Source organism: Pseudomonas sp. 3MAES_34.3B, from assembly GCF_058145875.1.
In genome coordinates this window covers 2892116-2913129 of the sequence record NZ_CM176960.1, presented here as the reverse complement: position 1 = coordinate 2913129, position 21014 = coordinate 2892116, and the positions used below count along the sequence as shown (strand labels likewise).

The 21014-nt window shown below is 62.7% G+C and carries 12 protein-coding genes; 4 read left to right on the top strand and 8 right to left on the bottom strand.

Annotation, left to right across the window (positions count from 1 at the left end; genetic code table 11):
- Positions 1–95 precede the first annotated feature (95 nt).
- Both AC3Z8Y_RS12925 and katG read left to right on the top strand, forming a co-directional pair.
- Positions 96–1700 (top strand): sensor domain-containing diguanylate cyclase, encoded by a 1605-nt coding sequence (locus AC3Z8Y_RS12925; RefSeq protein ID WP_490086119.1) that lies wholly within the window; start codon positions 96–98, stop codon positions 1698–1700.
- 246 nt (positions 1701–1946) lie between these two features.
- Positions 1947–4175 (top strand): catalase/peroxidase HPI, encoded by a 2229-nt coding sequence (katG, locus tag AC3Z8Y_RS12920; protein WP_490086118.1) that lies wholly within the window; start codon positions 1947–1949, stop codon positions 4173–4175.
- 72 nt (positions 4176–4247) lie between these two features.
- Here katG and AC3Z8Y_RS12915 read toward each other — a convergent pair whose 3' ends face one another.
- Positions 4248–4841: a TetR/AcrR family transcriptional regulator gene (locus AC3Z8Y_RS12915; RefSeq protein ID WP_490086117.1), complete on the bottom strand. Its 594-nt coding sequence runs from the start codon at positions 4839–4841 to the stop codon at positions 4248–4250.
- Between the two features lie 90 nt (positions 4842–4931).
- Here AC3Z8Y_RS12915 and AC3Z8Y_RS12910 point away from each other — a divergent pair, with 90 nt between their 5' ends.
- On the top strand, positions 4932–5810 hold the full coding sequence (locus AC3Z8Y_RS12910; protein WP_490086116.1) for a DMT family transporter: 879 nt from the start codon (positions 4932–4934) through the stop codon (positions 5808–5810).
- On the opposite strand, the gene AC3Z8Y_RS12905 is transcribed toward AC3Z8Y_RS12910, so the two are convergent.
- A complete protein-coding gene (locus AC3Z8Y_RS12905; protein WP_490086115.1) occupies positions 5807–7777 on the bottom strand; it encodes a putative bifunctional diguanylate cyclase/phosphodiesterase in 1971 nt (656 codons plus the stop codon). The two genes, AC3Z8Y_RS12910 and AC3Z8Y_RS12905, sit on opposite strands and share 4 nt — an antisense overlap.
- Positions 7778–7970: 193 nt before the next feature.
- Here AC3Z8Y_RS12905 and AC3Z8Y_RS12900 point away from each other — a divergent pair, with 193 nt between their 5' ends.
- Complete coding sequence (locus AC3Z8Y_RS12900) at positions 7971–8951, top strand: AraC family transcriptional regulator (protein ID WP_490086114.1); 981 nt, start codon at positions 7971–7973, stop codon at positions 8949–8951.
- A 32-nt stretch (positions 8952–8983) separates the two neighbouring features.
- Here AC3Z8Y_RS12900 and AC3Z8Y_RS12895 read toward each other — a convergent pair whose 3' ends face one another.
- The 6 genes from AC3Z8Y_RS12895 to potE form a co-directional block, all read right to left on the bottom strand.
- Positions 8984–10906 carry a tyrosine-protein phosphatase gene (locus AC3Z8Y_RS12895; protein WP_490086113.1) on the bottom strand — a complete coding sequence of 641 codons (1923 nt, stop codon included), beginning with the start codon at positions 10904–10906 and terminating at the stop codon, positions 8984–8986.
- A 134-nt stretch (positions 10907–11040) separates the two neighbouring features.
- A complete protein-coding gene (locus tag AC3Z8Y_RS12890) occupies positions 11041–13272 on the bottom strand; it encodes a putative bifunctional diguanylate cyclase/phosphodiesterase (protein WP_490086112.1) in 2232 nt (743 codons plus the stop codon).
- Entirely contained in the window at positions 13247–16150 is a 2904-nt protein-coding gene (locus AC3Z8Y_RS12885; RefSeq protein WP_490086111.1) for a chemotaxis protein CheB, read from the bottom strand. Before AC3Z8Y_RS12885 ends, AC3Z8Y_RS12890 begins: the two co-directional genes overlap by 26 nt.
- Positions 16151–16286: 136 nt before the next feature.
- Positions 16287–17135, bottom strand: a complete 849-nt coding sequence (locus tag AC3Z8Y_RS12880) for a flagellin domain-containing protein (protein ID WP_490086110.1) — start codon at positions 17133–17135, stop codon at positions 16287–16289.
- A gap of 172 nt (positions 17136–17307) precedes the next feature.
- Complete coding sequence (locus tag AC3Z8Y_RS12875) at positions 17308–19611, bottom strand: Orn/Lys/Arg family decarboxylase (RefSeq protein ID WP_490086109.1); 2304 nt, start codon at positions 19609–19611, stop codon at positions 17308–17310.
- Positions 19608–21014, bottom strand: a complete 1407-nt coding sequence (gene potE, locus AC3Z8Y_RS12870; protein WP_490086108.1) for a putrescine-ornithine antiporter — start codon at positions 21012–21014, stop codon at positions 19608–19610. The genes AC3Z8Y_RS12875 and potE overlap by 4 nt, the downstream gene beginning before the upstream one ends.

Sequence of the window (21014 nt, the reverse complement as noted above, 5' to 3'; positions counted from 1 at the left end):
TACACGACCCACGGAATCTTGCTTGCATACTCACCTCTAACCCTTGGCACGCCCACCTGGCGCCATGCCAGGGCACGACCCGCCACGGAGCCGATATGCCTGGACGCAAAGCCCCGACGCTGTCACCCCGGCCTGCCGTGCGCGCGTTGATCGCACGGCTGGATCAGCCCGGCGCGACCTTCGGCCTGACGCTCACGTTCATGCTGCTGGTCATCCTCACTTTCACCGCAGTAGAGGGTTGGCGCGCCTGGCGCGATTATCGCCAGGCGTATGCCACTGCGGAGAATTCGGTCACCAACCTTGCCCGCGCCACTGCCCAGCATGCCGAGGACGCGATCCGCCAGGTCGACATCCTTACCGGCGAACTTCGCGAGCGCGTGGAAGGCGATGGTTTGAGTCAGATGGATGTCCCCCGTATCCACGCCCTGATGCGGGAGCAGGCCGAGGTGATGCCGCAGTTGCATGGGTTGTTCATCTACGGGCCGGAAGGCCAATGGGTGGTCACCGACAAGGACCAGCCTCCGGACACCGCCAACAACGCCGATCGCGATTACTTCATTTACCACCGCACCCATGCCGACCGGAACGTACGGATCGGCGAAGTTGTACGTAGCCGATCCACAGGGGAGCTGATTATTCCGGTGTCCCGGCGGTTGAACACCCCGGCTGGAGAGTTTGCCGGGGTGCTGCTGGGCACGATCAAGGTCAGCTATTTCGTGGATTACTACGGCGCGTTCAAGATCGACGACCGCGGCGCGCTGGTGCTGGCGCTGCGCAACGGCACCATCCTGGTCCGCCGGCCGTTCGACCCGGGAGTCGTAGGGCAAAGCCTCAAGGAAAGCGAAATCTTCAAGCGCTACCTGCCGTTGGCCACCGTGGGGGTGGCGGAAGTGAAGGCGGTAGTCGACGGTACCCGGCGGCTATATGGCTATCGTGCGCTGGAGCGCTACCCGCTGGTGGTGGAAGCGGGGTTGTCGCGTCAGTCCTTTGTAGGGCCCTGGCGCGCGGATCTGTTCAAGACGGGCCTGGTGTTACTGCTGCTCATCGGCGTGCTCGCGGCCTTTGGCGCGCTGGTGCTTCGGCAATTGCGCCAGCGCATCAGAGCCGAAAAAGCCATCAGGCTTGCCCACCAGACCGTCAGCGATATGGCCATGACCGACAGCCTTACAGGAATCGCTAACCGCCGCCGTCTCGACCAGGCGCTGGGGCAGGAAATCGCCCGCGCCAGGCGGCAGGGCACCTCGCTGGCGCTGATCATGCTGGATGTTGACCACTTCAAGCGTTACAACGACCGCTACGGCCACGCCGCCGGTGACGATTGCCTTCGCCAGGTCGCCGCCGCGATCCAGCAGGCGCTCAAACGCCCTGCGGACCTGGCGGTGCGCTACGGCGGCGAAGAGTTCACGGCCTTGCTGCCAGACACCGACGCAGCGGGCGCCGCGAGCGTGGCCGAGCAGATCCTGCAAGACATTCGCGGGCTGAACCTGACGCACAGTGACCACCCCCTGTGCATCGTTACCGTGAGCGCAGGCATTGCCCTTACTACGCCGGCCAAGGAAGAAACCACCCCGGAAGGGTTGATCAAGGCCGCCGACGCGCTGTTGTACCTGGCCAAACACAGCGGCCGCAACCGCGCCGCCTGCCGGGTACCGCGCGAAGCGCCTTCCACGCTCGCCGATGTAGACAGCGGCACGCGGTGATCGCAGCACGCCCGTGCTATCGCTTCGATAGCCAAAGCCTATGCTATGAGCCGATTCGTGAGGCCGTGAGCCCGTAGCCGCCGATTTAGAGCGGTTGCGCCCTACCAAGGTGCTGGCGTGCCTGACGGATTGGTGCAACCGGCGCGTTTGTGGACCCTCGCGTCGGGTGCTAACGTTTTTCCGAAGCGCCCACGATGGCGCTACGTCGATTAGCCGACCTGAACAGCTGCCACATAGGAGCAATGCATGAGCGCCGACACACAAGAAAAAGCAGAGGGGGGCGGATGCCCATTCGGCCATGGTGCCCCGCGAAAGAAACCCGGCAACCGGGACTGGTGGCCTGAAGCTCTGAGCCTTACCTCGCTGAACCAGCACTCGCCACGGTCTAACCCGTATGGCGGCGATTTCAACTATGCCGAGGAATTCCTGTCGCTTGACCTCGATGCAGTGATCGCCGACCTGCATGCCCTGATGACGGATTCCCAGGATTGGTGGCCGGCCGACTTCGGCCATTACGGTGGGCTGTTCATTCGCTTGGCCTGGCACAGCGCCGGTACCTACCGCATCACCGACGGCCGCGGCGGCGCGGCAGGTGGCCAGCAACGCTTCGCTCCACTCAACAGCTGGCCCGACAACGCTTCGCTGGACAAGGCCCGGCGCCTGCTGTGGCCGATCAAGCAAAAGTACGGGCGCAAGCTCTCCTGGGCCGACCTGTTCGTGCTCACCGGCAACGTTGCGCTCGAATCCATGGGTTTCAAGACCTTCGGGTTCGCTGGCGGCCGTTCCGACACCTGGGAACCAGAGGAGCTGTATTGGGGGCCTGAAGGTACCTGGCTGGGTGACGAACGCTACAGCGGCGAGCGTCAACTGCACCCCGGCCTGGGGGCAGTGCAGATGGGCTTGATCTATGTAAACCCTGAAGGCCCGAACGGCAACCCTGATCCAAAGCAGTCGGCCATCGACATTCGCGAAACCTTCGCCCGCATGGCCATGAACGACGAAGAAACCGTTGCGCTGATTGCCGGCGGCCATACCTTCGGGAAAACCCACGGTGCAGGCGACCCGTCGCTGATGGGGCCGGAGCCTGAAGGCGCGGTGATCGAGGACCAAGGCCTTGGCTGGCGCAGCAAGTTCCAGACCGGCGTAGGCGCGCATGCCATCACCTCGGGCCTGGAAGTGATCTGGAGCCAGACCCCCACCCAGTGGTCCAACTACTTCTTCGAAAACCTCTTTGGCTTCGAGTGGGAACTGACGACCAGCCCTGCGGGAGCCAAGCAGTGGGTTGCCAAGGATGGGCCGGAAATCGTGCCCGACCCGTTCGACCCGAACAAGAAGCGCAAGCCAACCATGCTTACATCTGACCTGGCGCTGCGCTTCGATCCGATCTACGAGAAAATCTCCCGTGATTTCCTCGCCAACCCCGGCAAGTTCGCCGATGCCTTCGCCCGTGCCTGGTACAAGCTGACCCACCGTGACATGGGCCCGACCGGCCGCTACCTGGGCCCGCTGGTGCCGAAGGAAACGTTGATCTGGCAAGACCCGATCCCCGAACTCGATCATCCGGTGATCGACGAGGCGGACATCGCGTCGCTCAAGCACCAGATCCTCGGAACCGGCATTGCGCCGTCCCAACTGGTGTATGTCGCCTGGTCGTCAGCCTCCACGTACCGTGGTTCGGACAAACGAGGCGGTGCCAACGGTGCGCGCATCCGCTTTGCGCCACAAAAAGACTGGCCGGTAAACAACCCGCCGGTGCTGGCCCACGTGCTGCAGAAGCTCACTGATATTCAGACTGCGTTCAATGGCGCGGCAGCCGGTGGCAAGAAGGTATCCCTGGCGGACCTGATCGTGCTGGCCGGTTGCGCCGCCATCGAGGAGGCCGCTCGGGCAGGCGGTGTAAATATCAAAGTGCCGTTCACGCCTGGCCGCATGGACGCACTGGAAGAGTGGACCGATGCCCATTCGTTCGAAGCGCTGCGCCCGCTGGCCGACGGCTTCCGCAACTATTATCACGAGGCCCATTTCATGGCGCCGGAGGAAGCCCTGGTCGACAAGGCACACCTGCTGCGCATCAGTGCCCCGGAGATGACCGTTCTGGTGGGCGGCATGCGCGTGCTGGGCACCAATGCCGACGGCAGCCAGGACGGCGTATTCACGAACCGTGTGGGCACCTTGTCCAACGACTTCTTCGTGAACCTGCTGGACATGAACACCGAGTGGAACCCCACCGAGCACAAGAACCGCTTCCAGGGCCTGGACCGCAAGACCCGCCAGCCCAAGTGGTTTGCGTCCCGCGCGGACCTGATCTTCGGCTCGCAATCGGAACTGCGCGCCCAGGCAGAGGTGTACGGTGCGGCCGACGGCAACGAAAAGTTCGTGCAGGATTTCGTCGCCGCCTGGAACAAAGTGATGAACGCCGACCGGCTTGATATGGGCACTGCGGAGGACGCCTTCAGCCAGAAATTGTCCGCTTAACCCTTAGAGTTCCCGGGTTTCACCCAGTCCTACAGGCTGAAACATGTGGGACCAGGCGAAGCCTGGGAACTTTCACCTCCGAACCTCCAATGCCGCAAACGCAAAGCGCTTGAACCGTTCGAACGCCGCCGGATTGCCCTCGACCTTGATCCGGATCAATACCCCTTCATACGCTTCGATCAGAAACGCCGCCGCTTCCTGAGGGCACAGCGTGGGGTCGATTTCCCCTGCGGCCTGCGCTTCTTCCAGCAGTTGCTGGATCTGATGTTCCCAACGGTTGAACACCGCCGCCAGGCGCCGCCTGAAGGCCGCGCTGCGGGCGCTCGCGGTTTGCCCGAACACGCCATACAGGCAGCCACCCAGCGGCGCTTCGGCCAGGTGCATGCGCTCGGCTTCGTCGAAGTATTGCTTCAAGCGCTGCAACGGGCTGGTGGACCGGTCATTGAACAGTGCGCTGCGAGTGTTGAAGTAATGACTTTCGTAGGCGTCCAGCACGGCCGTGGCGAAGGCTTCCTTGCTTTTGAAGAAATAGTAGAACGAACCTTTGGGCACGCCGGCGGCGTCCAGGATAGCGTTCAGGCCGATCCCGTCGTAGCCGTTGATCAGCATGGACTTGAGGCCCTCGGCAACCAGCCGGGCCCGTGTGGCGTGATTTTCCTTGCTCATGGTAGTAGACCAGTTAACTAGCTGTTAATCCTGAACCTGTCCCGCGGCGACGGCTACCCCCGCGCCGCGTCAACCGACAGGAGGCAGCGGATGACGTTTACTGCAAACCGAAGGTACTTGGGCGTGGCGTTCGCATGCGCCAGCTACGGGATCTATTCGCTTACCTATGCCACGGTGAAATGGCTGGAGGCGGACTATTCATTGTGGCAACTGGTGTTCATGCGCAGCGTGGTAATGCTGGTGATCACCTTGGCGGTCAGTCAGCGCGGTTCAGTGTCAGCGGCCATTGCTAGCCCCCACAAGAAATCAATGGCGTTGCGGGGCGTGCTGCAGTTCCTGTCCATGGGGTGTTTTTTCCTCGCGGCACGGCAGATGTCGTTGTCCGCGGTGACCACGCTGTATTGCACCGCCCCTCTGCTCATTGTGGTGCTGTCGGTGTTCATGCTGGGTGAAACGGTGCGCGGCTACAGATGGCTGGCCCTGCTGGCGGGCATCGTGGGAAGTATGATCGCGGCCAACCCTGGCGGGGCGCTCAGCCCCGTGCCGTCGTTGATTGCCCTGGGTTCAGGCCTGTTCTGGGCATTGACGGTGGTGTACACGCGCAAGAGCGGCGCCCAGGACAGTGCCGCTGTCCAGCTGCTGGTCACCGGCACGGTGTTCACCCTTGGCAGCGGCGCCCTGATGACCTGGCAGACGCCCGCTTCGCTCTGGCAGTGGGGGCTGATGATCGCCTTGGGCGTGCAGATCTACCTGGCCCAGTACTGTTTTCTCGAAGCCTGCCGCTGGGCGCCGGCGTCCATCGTCGGGCCACTGGAATACACCAGCGTGGTGTGGTCTTGCCTGCTCGGTTACCTGATTTTCGCCGAGGCACCCAGCGCGCGCCTGTTGCTGGGGGCTGCGCTGGTGTGTGCCAGTGGTGTGGCGCTGGCGCTCAGCGCGCGGGGCAAGACTCAGGTGTGCGCCGCCTAGGCCGGCGGGGCGGCCCGGGAGCTGCCGGGGCGCTCGGCAACCTCGGCGGCGCCCAGCCAGGCCAGGGTATCGGTAAATTCCATCGGTCGGCTGAACAGGAAACCCTGCACCAGCGTGCAGCCCAGCCGCGTGAGCGCGGTCATCTCGGCCGCCGTTTCAACCCCTTCGATCACACATTCCAGGCCCATGTCCTGAGTGAGCGCGACCAACGATTTGACGATCTTGTAGCTGGCCGGGTTGGCCTGAATGTTCTTGACGAAGCTGCGGTCGATCTTGACCTTGGTCAGGGCGAGCGCATGCAGCTGGCCCAGGTTGGTGTAGCCGGTACCAAAGTCGTCCAGAGCGATGCCACAGCCCAGTTGGCGGAAATGGCCAATGGCCCGGTGCATCTGTTCCAGGTCATGCACGATGGCCGTTTCGGTGATCTCCAGGTCCAGCCGCGAAGGTGGGAACCCGCTGTTGCGAATCACCCCAACGATCAGCCCCACGTTCTCGCAGGAAGCGCAATCGTGGGCAGACAGGTTGAACGACAACCGCACCGGCGAAGGCCACGCTTGCGCCTGTTCCAACGCCTTGCGCAGCAAGGGCAGGGTGAGGCGAGTGATCAGCCCGCTGCGCTCGGCCACCGGAATGAACCGCGCCGGCGACACCGCGCCCAGCTCCGGGCTGTTCCACCGCGCCAGCGCTTCGAAGGCCACTGTAGCCTGAGTATGCGCATCGAGGATGGGCTGGAACTGCACATAGAACTCCTGCTCCAGGTTGGCCCGGCGCAGGGCTTGCTCGGTCACCGCGTCCTGATGCAACTGGGTGTAATGCGCCGCCGAGAACAGGCACGCCGTGCCCGCATTCTGCCGCTTGCCCTGGTAAAGGGCGTAGTCGGCGTACTCGAACAGCTGGCTGGCGGTTCGAGCCGTTTGCGGATAAGTGGCGATACCCAGGGTTGCACCGATCTGGATCGACAGGCCGTTGAGCGAGAACTCCGCTTGCAATGCCTCGCATGCCTGGGCGCCGTAGGCGGCGAGGGCGTCGTTGTCCAGGCCCTGGCTCAGGATCAGCGCGAATTCATCGCCGCCCAGGCGGGCGACATGCACCGAGGGGCTTGCCAGGCGCTGCAAGCGCTCAGCCACCTGAGCCAGCAACTTGTCACCCACGCCATGACCGTAGAGGTCATTGACCGACTTGAACCCGTCCAGGTCCATGATCCCCACTGCCAGGCGGCTGCCCTCGGCATGGGCCAACTCCAATGCCTGATCGAGGGCGCTGAAGAACTGCCGGCGGTTTGGCAGGCCGGTAAGGCTGTCCTGATTGGCCAGCCGCAGGTTCTCGTCGCTCAACTGCTCGGTGCGGGCCTGCACGTTGATCAAGCTGGTGAAGTTGCGGTAGTTGCTCTGCAGCACAATCAGCAGCGCTATCGATACCAGAGAAATATTTACTGCAGTGGCAATGAAGGTGGGGTTTTTGGTGGAGGCGAAAAACACAATGAACGCCAGATCCACGACGGCGGTAGTGATCAGGGCGGCGGGGAGCAGGTGCATCAGGCAAAAAATACACACCACCACCGTGATTGCCATGAAGAACGCCACATGGGCTTGGGCATACGGCCCACCGTAGGGGTAAAGGGCGAGCGACCAGGCCGTGAAGCCAATCGCGATGAAAACGGCAAGCCGGTTAGTGCGCCCCAGCATCGCGGCGATCATGGCTGCATCGGGCGGCGTATCGGTAAGGCGCCACCACATCACGGCTCGGCTGCAGCACACCAGGGTCATGACTACAGGCACACCCAGCGTCAGCCACGCCGGGGCCGACGCCAGGTGAGTGAACGCCAGGGCCCAGGTGTTGATCAGCAACACGAAGTACATCATTGGCAGTTGGCGGGACAACGCCACGAACTGCGCTTTGAGCAGGCGCGGGTTATCGCTCGGCACCCTCATCAGGGTGACAAGTCGTTCAACCAGGCGTTTACCCATTGCATTCATCCCTGCCAGCGCGCGGCAGGCGCGCTGACGTTTTGGCAGTGACAGGCCGAACCCTCCGGCCTAATGCGCACATATCGGCCCAGGTCGCGGATTTCTTGAGGCACCCGGTCGCTTGCCGTCACATGCTTGTCACAAGCGGCTGCTAGCGTGCCGGGCCGTGCCCTTTCTGAGCTGACAGCACCACATGACCGTAGCCCCCATGCGCAAGCAGATCGTCATCCGCTCCGATGACATGGCCTCCGACGACTTCGGCCGGCTGTTCACCCAAGCGTTCGGCCACCTGTACTCGGGCATGCCGCCCGTTGAAAAGCCGCTTCGGATTGCAGGCGTGTACGGCCGTTACGAGGGGGTGAGCTTCCGCCGTATGGTGTATGGCGGGGACTTTGCGTTCGAACTGCCCGGCATGGCAGATGAGATCACCTTCGTGCTACCCACTGCAGGGCACATCGTGTTCAACCTGGCCACCCAGGCGGTTGGGAGTGCTCAGGCGGGGCTGGCTGTGGAAAAAGCCCAGGTACGCTCTGTGCGCATGGTCGACGGTCACGGCCAGTATGGGCTGTCGGTGCGGCGTAGCCTGTTCACCGAGCGGCTGGCCGTGCTGTTAGGTGCGCCCGTGGCCAAGCCTGTGCACTTCCAGCCCATGGTGGACCTGGCTCAGCCTGCTTTCGACGGGATCAAAGCGTTGGTACGTTTTGCCACCAGTGCCGAGGCGGATTCGCTGGTGAACGCCAGCGTGCTGATGCCCGAGCGCTTGCGTGAAATGCTCGTGGACGCTGTGCTGGAAGCATGGCCGCACACCCATACCCAGGCGCTTCGGCGGCCCGGCCCTAGTGTTGCCCCGCGCCACGTAAAGCTTGCCATGGACTACTTGCGAGCGCACCCGAGCGTGATGGTCAGCGGTACTGAGCTCGCGGGGCTGGCCAGCGTAAGCCTGCGGGCATTGCAGGACGGTTTTCGCCGCTTCGCCGGCATGAGCATCGTGGCGTACCAGCGGCAAGTGCGCCTGGAGCATGCACGCCACGTGCTGGAGCAACAGCCGGCAGTTGCCATTGGCGAGGTGGCCCTGAGGCTGGGCTTCACCAATGTCGGACGGTTCAGCCAGTACTTTCAGCAAGCCTACGGCGTGCGCCCTCAGGACGTACGCAAGGGCCTGGCACGTTGGTAGCCTGAGCTGGCACGCTCAGGCTACCCGCAGGGTCAGAACTGGTAACCGGCTTTAAGGCTACCGCTGAACCCGTGGCTGTCGCCGCCTCCCGTGGCGCCGGCTTGCGCGCCCAGGCTGAAGTTACCCAGGCTGGCTGTCATATCGACCGCGCCGTTGAACTGATCGCGGTTGGCATAGGCAGCCCGTTGCTCCACGCTCAGCCCCAGCAGCCCCGCCTCGCTCTCCACTTGGTGATCGCCCAGCACGTGTTCGTACCCCACGGATACGCCTGGCACCAGCTGCCAACCACCGCTCAGCCCCACCGGCGCGAACGCCGCCTTGATGTTGGCGAAGGCACTGCGGCGGGTTTGCCGCGTACCGTCCACGTCTAATGCCACCTCGCTGCCCTTTTCCTGGAAGCCGGAGAGGCTCAGATGGCTTGCACGCAGGCCCAGGCTGGGTTCCAGGCTAACGGCACCCAGCGGCGCTCGATAGCCCAGGGCCAGGGTGGCGCTCGTCAGGTTGCCGTGGGTGTCGCCCTTGGCCGTGCCCAGCCCACCGCCCAGCGCACGCTTGCTGTTGTAGTCCACCCAGCCTGCGCTGGCATCGGCGGCCACATACAGGCCGCGCTCCAGCCCGTTGGGCGCGAAACGCACCCCGGCGGTGCCGAAGGTGAGGTCGGTGTCGGCTTCGCCGCCAGCGCCGCCCACGGTGCCTCGGCTATAACCGAACGCCGCATACCCGCTCAGCTGTTCGGAAAACCGCTGGCTCAGCCCCACCAAGGTGCCTTGGGTGTGTTCATTGCTGCTGGCGGCGTGCGCCGAACCGTCTGTGCCCAGGTAGCCTGCCAGCCCTGCGGTCCATAGCTGACGCTGGCCGCTTTTAAGGCTGATGCCGCTGGTGTACGCCCCTGCGGCCTGCTCGACCAGGCCCGGCTGACGCAACAGGTAACTGGCCGCATCGGCGTGCACCTGGCCACCCACCGTAGCCTCCACACCCCCCAGGCTGCCCGCGTCCAGCGCCGACTGCAGGTAGTAGTTGTAAGCGGTGTAGTTGCCCGAGAGGCTGGTGTTTTGCAGTTGTTGCAACAGCAATGCGCCAGCAGCGGAGTTGCCCAGCAGTTCGGCCTGGCCCGGCAGGCTGTTGTAATAGACCATCTTGGCGCGGAGCACGTAGATCGTTTCCTGGGACAGCCCCAGGCCTTGCTTGAGGTAGTTGTCCATGCTGCCGTACTCGGCGGTCACTTCGTCCAGCCCCGCCTGCAGGAAGCTGGCATCCACGGTGAGCAGGGGTTCGTAGATGGCCGCCATGCTCGCCGGCATCGCCGCCAACGTGGCCGCTACGCGGGCTGCGGTGTAATCGTTGGTAGCCAGGTAGTCGGTCATGATAGTGCTGCTGTCCACCCCGGCGATGCTCAGCAGTACGGCGGTGGTCCAGCCGGTGCGGTCCTTGCCGGCGGTGCAATGGAACAGTGCGGCGCCATCCACGGCAGCCAGGTCGTTGAACAGCACCGAGAACTGGCTGCGCATGCCGGCATCGCTCACAAAGCTGCGGTTGGTCTCCTGCATCAAGGCCATCGCATTGGCGGCGCTGCTTACCGAGATGCTGGTGATGTTCGAGCCCGAGGCTGCGCTGCCAATGATGTCGATGTTGGTGTAGCTGGCGCCGTCAAGCAGGGTGTCTGGCGTGGCGGCGATTTCACTGGCGGTGCGCAGGTCATACACCGCCGTGATCCCAAGGCCGTTCAGGGTGGCCAGGTCGGCAGCGGAAGGGGTGATCGCGTTGGAGCGGTAGAACACGCCGGCGCGCATGGTGCCGTCCATGGCGGTGGTGTAGGCCGAGGTAGTACCGGCAATATCGCGGAAGTTGTCGATACTGGCCAGCCTTGGGGTGTCGAGGGTGACCGTATCGGCGGCATGGGCAGCGCTTACGGACAGGCTGAGAATGGACAACGACCGCAGGATTTGGGGAAACACTGTGTAGCCTCCTTGGATACAGGTTGGGCTGGCTACTATCAGTGTTTGTCTGATACGAAATATTACAGGTTGCTACGCTCCCGAAATGCCTGCGTGTTTCGTCCATTTGCAGCGCGTTGTGTCTACAACGCGCGCTATAGCTGAGGCTGCAATCGCCAGGCTTCAGGCGACGCCCATGCCCGCATCCATCCTTCGATTTCCTGGGCGGGCATAGGCTGCGCAATGCAGAAGCCCTGAGCATGGTCGCAGCCCAGCTCCAGCAACCGCACGCCCTGGTACAAGCTGTCCACGCCTTCGGCGATCACCTCACGGCCAAAGGCGTGTGCAAGGCCGGTAATGGCCTGAAGGATCGACAGGTTGTCGTTCGCCTCTGGAATGTCCTGCACGAAGCTCTTGTCGATCTTCAACTGGCTCACCGGCAGCCGGTTGAGGTAACTCAACGAGGAGTAGCCGGTGCCGAAGTCATCCAGGGCGAAGCGCACGCCGATCTTGCGGCAGGCCACGATGGTCTCCGAAACCCGGTCCATGTCCCTGAGCGCGCTCGTTTCAAGAATTTCAATGGTAAGCATGCCATCGGGCGCATTGCCCCACACCAACAGCTGGTGCTTGAGGAACTCGACGAAATCCGGCTGTTGCAGCTGCCAACCGCCAATGTTTACGCTCACCGGTAGCGCACAGCCATGGTCGGCCCAGCGCCGGGTTTGCTCCAGCGCCTGGCGGATCACCCATTCCCCTACCAGTTGGGACACTTTGTCGTTCTCGATGCACGGCAGGAACGTTTCGGGTAACAGCAGGCCTTCCTCCGGGTGTTGCCAGCGAATCAGCGCTTCTACGCCGACTACCTTGCCGCTGCGCATGTTCACCTTGGGCTGGTAGTACAGCACCAATTCCTTTTGGTTCATGGCTTGGACGATACGTTCCACCCGGGCATTTCGTGCGAGCAGGTCCTGCTCCAATTGCTGGTCGAAGAAGTAGTAACAACCCCGGCCGGCCAGCTTGGCCTGGTACATGGCCTGGTCTGCCTGCCGCAGCAGCTGGTCCGGGCCCACTTCCTGTGGCTGGGGGTAGAACGTCACACCCATGCTGGCGCTCAGCTGCAATGTAACCCCATCAACTTCAATGGGTTCGGCGATGGTCTTGAGAATACGCTCTAGGATTGGCGTGCTGTGCTGATGATCCTCCAGCCCCGGGATCAGTAGCACGAACTCGTCTCCGCCCAGGCGCGACGCCAGCCAGCCTTCGCGCAGGGTGTTCTTCATGCGTTGTGCGACCACGATCAGCACACGGTCCCCGGTGGCATGGCCATATTGGTCGTTTGCTGCCTTGAAACCGTCCAGGTCCAGGTAAACGACGGCCAGGCTGCCTCCGCTGGCATGGGCCTGGCCCAGCAACTGCTGCATGCGCTGGGCCAGCAGCACGCGGTTGGGCAGCTGCGTTAGCGCGTCATAATGAGCGATCTTCTCAAGCCGGGCCTGGTGTTCACGCAGTTGTGTGACATCCGTGAACAACGAGACGAAGTTGCGCACTTCGCCGCTGTCATCATGGATGGCGGTAATGGTCTGCCCGGCAATGAACAAGCGGCCATCGCTGCGGCGGTTGGACACTTCGCCCTTCCAGAACCCTTTTTCGTGCAGCGCCTGCCATAGCGCCGTGTACGTGCTGCGAGGGGTTTGCCCCGAGGCGAGAATGCGGGGGTTGCGGCCAAGCACATCGTGGCGGCAGTAGCCGGTGATCGTCTGGAACGCCTCGTTCACGTCCAGAATGGTGCCCACCGCGTCGGTGATCATGATTGCTTCGTGGGCATGGGTGAATACGTTGGCGGCCAGGGCCAGTTTCGCTTCGGCGCGGCGCAGCTCGCTGATGTCGGTCAAGGTAAGGCGCACGTGGCGGGCGCCGCCGTGCTGCCTCACGCAGTCCAGGTGGGCAGCCAGGGGCTGGCCGTCATTGCGCAGCAAGGTAAGGTCGGCAGTATGGGCGCGCATGTCGCGGCAGGCGCGGACGAACAGCGCCGTCCATTGCGCACGGTCGCCGGGGTGTACCCAGCGATCGAAACGCCGGCCGAGCAATTGCTTGCGCGACACGCCCAGCAGTTGCTCGGCACGGGCGTTGGCCCCTTCGACCATACCGCTGGCCGACAGGCCCAGGTAACCCACCGGCGCCTGCTCATACAGGTCCAGGTAGCGGTCTCTGGAGGACTCCAGGTCCCCCTGCAGCCGGCGCAACTCCTCGTTCTGCATTTCAAGTTCAACCTGATGCAGCTGAAGGTCACGCCAGACGCGGCTTTCTTCGGTAATGGGAAATTCGTCAAGCGCGCGTTCGGCGCGCTGTCGGATACTGCTCTCAACTATCTCCGGCAGCTTCTTCATGGTGGCCTCGTAGTGAGGGCCGGCTGATCTGCATCGTTACCAAAATCAAGTTGGGCCGGGTATTGTCACCCGGCACTCTCCTGGCATCGAGCCTGACTTCCAGTCGCCCGGTAGCGGGTAAACATACGTTTATACAAAAATCAGTCAGGACGCTGTCGTTGCCGGAAATCGCTTTCAGCGCGTCAATCAGGTTGTCTACCTGCCATACCCCATCGCTCAGCTCGCCGAACGGCCGATTGACGGTCTGCTCACCGCGCACGCCGAATGCTTCCAGGTAGGACTGGCTGACCGAGACTACCGTCAAGTCATCGTTCAACACCAGCAAAGGCGCCTTCACCGTATCGATGATGGCCTCGGCCATGGCCCGGGCGGCTTGCACCGATCGTTCCACCGTCACCCTGCTGGTGATGTCGTGGAACGTCATTACCACTCCTTCGATCACATTGTCCAGCGTTCGATAGGGCATGATCCTCGCAAGGAACCAGTGGCCTTGGCGAGTGCCCACTTCGCATTCGAAGGGGATCAGCGTTTCCAGCACGTTTCTCGCGGGGCCGGTAAGGTCGGTGTTCAATAATTGCGAGGTGATATCGCCCAGCGGGCGACCGACATCGCCGGCGATCAACCGGTAAATGGTAACTGCATCGCGGGTAAAGCGGCGAATGCGCAACTGGGTGTCCAGGAAGATCGTGCCTACCCTAATACTGTCGAGCAGGTTTTTCATGTCGTTCTGCATGTCGACGAGCTGCTCGACCTTGGCCTGCAGCTCGGCGTTGACCGTGATCAACTCCTCGTTGACCGATTGCAACTCCTCGCGGGAGGTTTCCAGCTCCTCGTTGGTGGATTGAAGCTCTTCGTTGGCCGATTGCAGCTCTTCATTGGTGGAGCAGAACTCTTCGTTGGAAATCTGCAGCTCGTCGATGGTCGCCTGCAGATGCTCACGGGTGTGGGCCAGGGCCTGTTCGAGCAGGATCACCTCATTGGCTTCGCCGTCGCTCAGAGCCGCCGGCGTGGTGGTCAGCTCGACGGCTTCGCTGGGCAGCGGTTCGAAGCTGATCAACAACAGCCGCTCGTCATCCAGTGTAGCAGGCAGCAGCCGCACGCTTAGTGCCACGCCGGGAACGTCGTTGCCGGGCTGTCGTACCTGCCGCCGTACAGGCGCGCCGTCCGTGCTGGCAGCTGCGGCGTGAACGGCTGCGCGCAGGTCGGCACGCAGGCCATCACGGGCCATGTCGACCACGTTCAGTGTCGCCCGCCCGGGGGCGGGGCGGAGGAAGTCGCTGGTATCGCCATGTACGTACACCACGTTCCCACGCAGGTCGGTGGCGACCGAAGCGGGCACGTAGTCGTTCACCAGCATGCGCCGGGTAAGGTTCTCAACACTGGAAATCCGGTTGATCCTGGGCGTCTGATCAAAGCTTTTTTTCATCTGATCGGGCACTCGGCTGCTCGGGGTTTCGCTTTTCAATACTGAAGTATGCAGCGTTTTCACCACCGTGTAGATCTTCCAGCGGCGGTCTATGGCGTTAAACAGTTCGGCATGGTGGCCGATGCTTTCGGAGGGCGAGAGCAGCAGCACGCCATGGGGCTTGAGCGCGTAGTGGAACATCGGAATCAGCTGCCGTTGCAGGTGCGCGCCCAGGTAGATCATCAGGTTGCGGCAGCACAGCAGGTCCAGCCGGGTGAAGGGCGGGTGGCTGACCAGGTTGTGCTCGGCGAACACGATAAGCTTGCGCAAGGCGCCGCGCACTTGATAGCCGCCCTCGGTTTCGGTGAACCACTGCGCCAGGCGTGCCGGCGTGAGCTGGTTCGCCATGGCAGCCGGATACAGGCCCGCCCGCGCCACTTGTATGGCATGGCCGTCCAGGTCGGTAGCGTAGACCTGTATATCGAAGCGGCCGCGCAGCTCATCGCGCAGCTCCTGAAGAATGATCGCCAGCGAATACGCCTCTTCGCCCGTGGCGCACCCGGCTACCCATGCCCGGAACACGTAGCCTTGCGGCTGGTTCTGCAGAAGGGGTAGCAGGATGTTCTGCTTCAGGGCCTCGAACGCTTCCGGGTCCCTGAAAAACTGGGTCACGTTGATGAGCATTTCGCTGAACAGCAGCGGTACTTCGCCAGGGTTGGCTTGCAGGTACGTCGCGTAGGCCCTTTGGTCCCCGATGCGGTGCACGCTCATGCGCCGTTCGATGCGCCGGGCAATTGTGCTTTTCTTGTAGTGGCCGAAGTCATGCCCGGTGGTTGCCCGGATGGTCTTGATGATCGAGTCCAGGGCGCTGATCACGGCGTTGGACTGCGACGCGCCCCGGAGCAGGCGTTCGGGCATCTCTGTCACTGGCGAGATACTGCTGGCGTGGCCGGCGGCGATGACAGAGGCGGGCATGCTGGGGTATTCCGCCTCTTCCGGTGCCTGCGCAAGGGTGAAACCGCCAGCTTCGAGGATCGCCTGGCAGCCTTGCAGGCCGTCGTGGCCGCTTCCCGACAACACGATGCCAACCGCCTCCGCGCCGCGCTCGCGCGCCAGCGAGCAAAAGAATGTGTCCACCGCCGTAGCCTCGCCATTCTGCCGCCGCGGCAGGTATTGCAGCCGGCCGTCTTCGAGGACCAGATCGTGCCCGGGCGGAATGACATACACATGGTTTGGCCTGACCCTTACGCTGGGGCGCGCCTCCAGGACGGGCATGGTGGTATGCCGGCCGATCAGTTCGGCCAGCAGGGTAGGGCGCTGGGGCGAAAGGTGCTGGATCACCACAAACGCTTTTCCGCTGTCCGCCGGCAGGGCATGAAGCAGGTGCTCCAGCGCCCTCAGGCCGCCGGCGGATGCGCCTATGCCCACAACCGGCACAGGAGTGTTCAGCGTTTCAAGGTTGATCGTGGTCAAGAAGCGGTCCTTTCCCGGGGAAGCGTAACGTCAGCGAATACGGCAGTATGCCGCCTTCGGCCCCGGGCGGATACCGCGGACAAAAACGAAAAAGCCCCGCTCGAAAGCGGGGCTCATCGTCAACCAGCGGCCGATATTACTGAAGCAGTTTCAGTACAGCGGACGGGATCTGGTTGGCCTGGGACAGGATCGCGGTGGAAGCCTGTTGCAGGGTTTGTTGCTTGGTCAGCTCAGCGGTTTCAGCGGCGAAGTCAACGTCCTGAATGGTCGAACGAGAGGCGGTAGCGTTCTCGATGATGTTGCTGATGTTGCTGATGGTGCTTTCCAGACGGTTCTGCTTGGCACCCAGGTCGGCACGGGTGGTGTTCACGGTGTTCAATGCGGCGTCGATGGCGCTGATGGCCGAGTCGATCGCGGTGTGTGCGCCGCTGGTGTCGGCACCGGTGATGGCTACGCTGGCAACACCCAGGCCGGAGGCCGAAGCGTTCAGGCTGATGCCCAGGTCGATGTGCTGGTCGTCACCGGTCATGGCGCCTACCTGGAATTGCAGGCCCGAAGCCGAACCGTCAAGCAGCTTCATGCCGGTACCGAAGGTGGTCGACGTGGAGATACGGGTCAGTTCGTCGCTCATCTGGCTGAATTCAGATTGCAGAGCGGTACGGTCAGAGGTGCTGTTGGAGTCGTTACGCGACTGAACAGCCAGTTCACGCATACGCTGCAGGATGCTGGTGGTTTCTTGCAGTGCGCCTTCAGCGGTCTGGGCGATCGAGGTAGCGTCGTTGGCGTTTTTGGTCGCAACGGTCAGGCCTTTGATCTGGGTGGTCAGACGGGTAGCGATCTGCAGGCCGGCGGCGTCGTCTTTGGCGCTGTTGATTTTCAGGCCCGAGGACAAGCGAGTCATCGAGGTGCTGGTGGCGGACGAAGCCTTGTTCAGGTTGTTCTGTACGGTCAGGGAAGCAATGTTGGTGTTAACGGTCAACGACATGACGAAATCCTCAGGGCAGCGGTGATGTACTTGGCTTCCGGCCCTGGCGGCGCCGGGTGTGGCCTGGATAACCTTCGAAGTAGTTATCGTCGCTTTCGGCGTTTGCTTTAGGGCCACTGTGCAAAGAATTGCCAGGGCCCTGCTTGCGCCGAGCGTCACCGCCTTGTAGGCACTATTGAACGCTGGCCTCCTCGGTCAATACCAGCAGGTAATAACGGCCGCCTTCGTTTTCGATGCCGTGGGTGTCATGGGCGAACCCGGGGAATGACGTATCGAAGCTTTCCAGCGCCTTCAGATAGGCCAGGAAGGGGCCGTCTGCGGGGCCCACGTTCTCGCCGGGCATCAGCAATGGAATCCCCGGCGGGTAGGGCACGATGCCTGTGGCCACGATGCGCCCGGCCGCTTCGGCCAGCGGTACGCGTTCTACCTGGTTCTTCACCAGGCGTTCATAGGTTTCCACCGGGCTGAACTCGGCCTGGGGCAACATGCCGAACGCCTTGGCCATGGTGGCGGTCACCCGGTTCTCTTTCATTGCCGCGAATATCTCTTCGGCCAGGTCGCGCAGCCCCATGCCGGTGTAGCGTTGCTGGTTGGCTGAGAGCATCTCCGGCAGGCACAGTTCCAGTTCGAGGTTGGCGTCGTAGTCGCGCTTGAAATCCAGCAGCGCGTTCACCAGCGTGCCCCATTTGCCCTTGGTGATACCGATGGAGAACAGGAACAGGATGGTGAAGTCCGTGGTTTTCTCGACCACGATGCCCTGGTGCCCAAGGTAGGCGCTGAGCACGCAGGCGGGGATGCCGAAGTCCAGTAATTCCCCATCATCGCCCATGCCTGGGCTGAGTACCGATACCTTGATGGGGTCGAGCATGCAGTACCCGTCCTCGATATCGCCGAAGCCGTGCCACACCTCGTTCGGGTGCAACACCCAGCAGTTCGGGTCGGCCTTGAGCCTGGCCGGGTCGGCTTCATGGAAGGGGACCGCCTGCCCGTCCACGGCCACGGTGGGAGGTTGCCAGCAGGTGAAGAACCAGTCGTTGGTGGCAGCCAGCTCGCTGTGCATCCGCGAAATCACCTGCCGGAAAGCAACCGCTTCCTCAATGGATTCGCTGGTGAGGATCTGCCCGCTGGGCGCTTCCATCATCGCCGAGCTCACATCGCACGACGCCATGATCGCGTAATTGGGCGAGGTGGACGCATGCATCATGAAGGATTCGTTGAAGCGGCCATGGGGAATAGGGTTGCGCCCATCGCGCACATGGATCATCGACGCCTGGGACAGGGCCGCCAGCAGTTTGTGGGTGGATTGGGTGGCGAACACGGTAGGCCCGGAGGGATCATGGTCCCCTGGGTTACCGTGCATGGCGAAGCGGTCCCGGTACAACGGGTTGAAGCGGGCATAGCCATACCAGGCCTCATCGAAATGCAAGCGGTCCACGCTCTGGCCCAGCAGTTGCTCTACGCGGGTGACGTTATAGGTCAGGCCGTCGTAGGTCGAATTGGTCACGATGGCATGGATCGGGGTGGGGTCTACCCCAGGCCGTACCAAAGGGTTACTCGCAATTGCCGCCTTGACGCTGTCCGCGCTCAAGGTTTGCGGAAGGATCGGGCCGATGATTCCGTAGCGGTTGCGCGTGGGCACCAGGTAGGTTGGGATTGCCCCCGAAAGGGTCATCGCATGTTCGGCCGATTTATGGCAGTTCCGGTCGCACAGGGCGATCTGGTCCCGGGTCACGCTGGCCATCAGGATCACCCGATTGGAGGTGGACGAGCCATTGGTGACGTAGTAAGTGCGATGGGCCCCGAACACCTTCGCCGCGTAGCGTTCGCCTTGGCCGATAGGGCCGCTGTGATCCAGCAGCGAGCCGAGCTCGCCCACGGAAATGGACAGGTCCGAACGGAGCAGGTTTTCCCCGAAGAATTCGTAGAACGCGCGCCCCGCCGTGCTTTTGAGGAAGGCTGTGCCGCCGGCATGCCCGGGGGTGTGCCAGGAATATTCATAACCCCGGGCGAACTTCAGCAGCGCCCCGAGCATCGGTGGTAGCACCGCTTGCCGGTAACGTTCGATCGCCGCGAAGATGCGGCCGCTGAGGAAACGGCTGGTGTCTTCGGGCAGCCAGATGAAGTCGTCGGCGTGCTGCATCACGATCAGCGGAATGGTCGACGCCGTGCTGCGGTCGCTGATCAGGAACACCGGCACCCGGGTATTGCGCGCCCTGAGGTCGGTGAGTAACCGGATGCATTCCTGGTTGCCGTCGCTGGTGTCCATCTCCCAGCTCAACAGTACGCACTGGATGGCGGGGTCCGAGTGCAGGATCGACGTCGCATCCGCCAGGCTCTCGGACACCAGCACGCTGATGGCGCGGTCCTCAACGTCGGTGATGAGCTGGTTGAGCGCTCGGCCGAACACGGTGCGCTTGTCCGGGGCGCTGCTGATCAGCAGGGCGAGCATGCCGAGCAGTCGGCTGTGGTCGGTCATGGTCTTGCCTCCAGGCGTTGATCAAGGTGGTTCACCGGCACCGGCTCGCCTTCCAGGTGCTGTGCGCTGACGGTTTGGGTGGGCACACTGTTGTTGAGCGCCTCCAGGCGGATCAGCCGGTTGTTGACGAAGCCGAACAGCGTGTAGCCGAAGATGGTCGCCACCCCGCCCAGCATCAGCGCCTGTTCCCCAGAGCTGTACAGGGCCAGGTAGCTGTAGGCCGCGGCCACCCAGGCCACGATGTTGGTGATCAGTGCCTGCCTGGGCGGTACGTTGGAGACCTTCTGCAGGGTCATCAGCGCTGCCATCGACAGGATGTAGGGCACCAGGTTGGTGACCACCGCCAGGTTCACCAGGATGTCGAATTGCTTGCTCAAGTCCGGGCTGATGGTCAGAAAGCCCAGCGCGGTTTGCCCCGCCAGCAGCACCAGCATGCCCACGATAGGCGTACCGGCCTTGTTGGCTTTGGCGAAAATCGGCATGAAGTACCCAGTGTCGGCAGAGCTTTTGAACACCTGGGCGATTGTGAACTGCCAGCCCAGCAGCGAGCCGACGCAGGCGAGCACCATCAATCCCATCACCAGATTGCCCACCATGGGGTTGAACATCTTGGCGAACACCAGCCCGAACGGCGCGGTGGAACTGGCCAGTTCCGGGTTGTCGACGATGCCGGCGATCACGTTGGTGGACACGATGTAAATCACCGCGGCCCCGAGTGTGCCCCCCAGTACGGCAATCGGAACGTTTTTTTCAGGGTTTTCCACCGCGTCAGTATTGGCACAGGCCGATTCCAGCCCCAAGAACGCCCACAGCGTGATGGCGACCGAGGCCCCTGCGGCTTCGAACATTGTCTTGTCGTGGGGGTTCCAGCCCGCGGCGTAGATACTTTTATCGAACCAGAACCAGCCAACCGTCGAGATGAACACCACCGGTGCGATCACGCCCCACACGGTCACGGCGCCGATCTTGCCGGTGATACGTGCGCCGCCGAAGTTGGCGAACGTGGTGAGCCACAGCAACGCAATGGTCGCCAGGCCTACCTGGAGCGAGTTGAGTTCCACCGCGAACAGCGTCTGGATGTAACCCACCGCGGTGATGCTGATCGCCACATTGGCAATCAGCAACGATACGCCGTAGGTGTAGTTGGTGATGTAGTTTCCGCCCTTGCCGAAGGTGTATTCGGCATAGCCGCCCATGCCGCCGGTTTTTCGGCTGAGCATGCCGCAGCGGGCGAACGCATAGGCGAGCGCCAGCGAACCGGTGGCCGTGATAAGCCAGGAGAGGATCGAAATGGCGCCTATCTCGGCCAGTTTCGAGGGCAACATCACAATGCCGGAGCCGAGCATGTTGACGGCGGTCAGCATGGTGAGCTGACCGACGCTCATTTTCTTTTGTTCCGACAT